Genomic DNA, 3,213 nt, shown 5'->3' with positions numbered 1-3,213 from the left:
CTTTAAATACTTTGATCCATCACAGACATCGCAATCCTATCAATGCCTTATCCCATCTCTTAGCTGGGCTCATCAATTACCAAATCAGAGACGACAAACCTTCCTTACATTCAATCCTCAAACTTAATTCTTAAACACAGTTCGGGTTATTTTTAAATGTAAATATATCTTTTGCAACACATCAAGAAATTGATATTATCTTTAGCGATGGAATTCAGGCAAATTATTCAAATAGGGGAATAAAATTTGTTGTCCCTGTGACATTTAATGGTGATCTTGAATGGAACAAAAGAGAAATAGTTGTAAAAGGAGTCTCTATTGACCGATCTCTTTCTATGGAGCAGATTCAATTAAAGCTCTCTAGCTCTCCTTTGATAAGAGAAGCTATTCTTAAGGTAGTAAAAGATGATCCTGATGAGTCCTTCTTTAAAGCCATTGAAAGTCACTATGACTTATTTAAAGCGGATCTACCGCTTAATGATAAAATTGATTTCTACCGTAAACAGTTAACAATAGTCAAAAAGCATGTCTCATTAGGATCAGAAACTGCAAAATCTAATTTATATGCGGCATTAAATCAAATGGTCGTAAATTTATACAAGAGAGCTGAAGAGCTTGGAGAAATTGAATGCATACCTGTGCTAAGAGAAGCTAGTGAATTTGCAGATGCTAGCTTAAAAACTGATGGTTCTGACTCAATACATAATAAACGAGAAGTTGTTTTAGCCTTAGGTTGTTCTTTAGTAAAATGTGCTGAAAAACAAGAAATAGCGAGCGAGAGATTAAAGCTTATGCGTGAAGGCCTCGGATTTCTTGAAACTGTTGAAGAAATGAAATATCCCAACATTGATAAATTAAGTTCAATTTTAGCATGGGCACGCAATCTTTTAGGAGAAACTTTATTAAACGGTCTTAATTATGGTGATATGACTCAAAATGCACAGATTAAAGAAGCATTACTTGAAGCATTTAATATCTATAAACTTGCTTCTCAAGATTTAGCTAATGGACCGGAACATCTAGACAATCTTTTAATTACTCTATTTAACCAGGGCACAAGAACAATTACGCATGCCCAGAAACAAAAAGATACAACAGAAAAATTAAAATTTATTCGTGAAGGTGTTGCTTTTATTGAAACCGCTCAAAATATGTGGCGTCCGCTTCCGCAAACCAAGCAAGAATTATTGGGAAAAACTCTCTGTGGTTTAGCGACAGAATTAATAGAGGCTATTTATGATCTTGAGCCTAAAGACCTTGCTTTGCATGCTGATACAGTAGATATTCTTAAAGAGGCAGATATACTTTACAAGGTTGCTTCTTATCATTTTTCTGAAGCTTTAGAGGAGACAGATACTGTAAAAATAGTATTAGAACAGCTTGGAGTAAGGATTTTAAATCATGCTTCACAAGAAGAAGATATAAACAAAAAGTTAAGGCTAATCCGTAAGGGGATAAATTTTATTGAAACCACCCAAGAAATAGGACATCCTCATCCTGATATAATCAATAAATCTTTGGCAGTAGCTCGAAATAATTTAGGGGTTGCACTTAATAAATATGTAGAATCGAGCATGTCGTCCTATCAAAAATATTTACTGAATGAACCAATTTCCGACCTTATGTTTTTTTCCATAGATGCTGAATTTACTAACTTTGTTGTAGATATTCTCAGAAATTCAATAGAGGCAATTAAATTATTTAAACTTTCATCATCCCACTATTCTGGAGCTCTGGAAAATTATAAACAGATAGTATCCAATCTAAGTGAATTTGATTTAGTAAATAAATTACAAAGTCTAAAACAGCTTTTACATGATGCGCATAGTGGCCCCAATTCAAGAATTGCTAAAATGGCAATTAATCATGAAGCTTTAGATTCAGCAATAAATAATGTTGATCAATATATTCAATCGGTTGAATCTCTAGCAAAAGAACTCTTTTCCTAAGTAAAGATGTCGATAAAAATTAAGCAGAAAGAATCTCATTTATATTAAAAAGGTTATTTTAACTAATAAACGCGCTGTCAACGCTAGATAGAGGAGTCATATTAGGAGAGTATGTGTCAGTTCTAATAATGACATAAAGATAGAGCTCAATTAATAATATCTTCTTCTATAGAGAAATATAAATCATCACTTTCTGAACCGGAATCTGCGGTGTATGTAATACTCTTCATCATCAAGTCTCTCTAGCTTGTGAGTATTTCCAGCTTCTAAAAGAAATTCTTGTAGTTCTTTTGGGATAATGCCGTAGTTTAATAAAGTCAGAGGATCACCTTCTTTTGTAGCTTTTTGAAGATACTTCAACGCGAGACGACGGTTGATATATATTAGGAGCTAAAGCAATATGTCCAGGGGATACTCCAGAATAGACTCGCCAGAGTAGAGTATAATATTCTGAGCAAAAAGAAGGAGGATCCTAACCATGAAGATAGCAACGATAGGAATTGACAGCTTAACTATAACCTCTCTTCTAGAAGATGACCTAACTTCTGCTTATCTTTATTGATAATGCTTTCCTTGCCTCCTTTAATCTTTGCTCAGTTGTTTGAGAAGCTTCTATCAGTTTGACTGCAGCCTCAGGAAATTGTTTAAGATCTCATCCTTTTGATAGAAGGCTTCTTTTGCCATTTACATAGGTGTTCATGAGATTCTATTGCATCCATAATATATAGTTCCTAAATATAGGGAAGGGTATTGAATTAGGCTTTTTCACTCCCATATTCTTCCCAAATTAGCCATGTTAGCTGTGAAGTATTCTACAGATGAGTAGGCTCTAAATTAAATATGCAATGGATAGATAGCAATAGAGTGCATTTGATCGTTCTCTCTCTATTTATTTTAAGGATATTTTTGAGGTTTATTTAATCGGGTTTTAAGAAATTATTCAAATCATTTGCATAATAAGCATAACGTATAAATTGCTTTGTCCACAACAAGCAAAATAGTCTCTATTTTGGAACCCTAATGTTTGTATGATTAAATTTAATAGGTTGTCTCGTGTGACAATTTGGAGACAATCCTTCCCTTCATATTATTAAACATAAAAGGATTGATTTTAATGGCTCCCCGGGACGGGCTCGAACCGCCGACCCAGTGATTAACAGTCACCTTCTTATTATATATACCTGTATCTATGGATATATATAAGCCTTTATATTAAAATAATAATTTTAAAACATTAGCTGTTTTTATTCTATATAATAAGGGT

Annotated in this window: 1 protein-coding gene and 1 tRNA gene; one reads left to right on the top strand and one right to left on the bottom strand. The window is 33.4% G+C overall.

Features of this window, described 5'->3' with window-relative positions; all coding sequences use genetic code 11:
- The first annotated feature begins 257 nt into the window (after positions 1–257).
- Positions 258–1,949: a hypothetical protein gene (locus J0H12_07455; GenBank protein MBN9413734.1), complete on the top strand. Its 1,692-nt coding sequence runs from the start codon at positions 258–260 to the stop codon at positions 1,947–1,949.
- A 1,115-nt stretch (positions 1,950–3,064) separates the two neighbouring features.
- On the opposite strand, the gene J0H12_07450 is transcribed toward J0H12_07455, so the two are convergent.
- Positions 3,065–3,143: transfer RNA gene (locus tag J0H12_07450), tRNA-Asn, on the bottom strand.
- Positions 3,144–3,213: the final 70 nt, after the last annotated feature.

The organism is Candidatus Paracaedimonas acanthamoebae (assembly GCA_017307065.1).
Lineage (GTDB): Bacteria > Pseudomonadota > Alphaproteobacteria > Caedimonadales > Caedimonadaceae > Paracaedimonas > Paracaedimonas acanthamoebae_A.
This window is presented reverse-complemented; position numbering and strand designations above follow the sequence as displayed.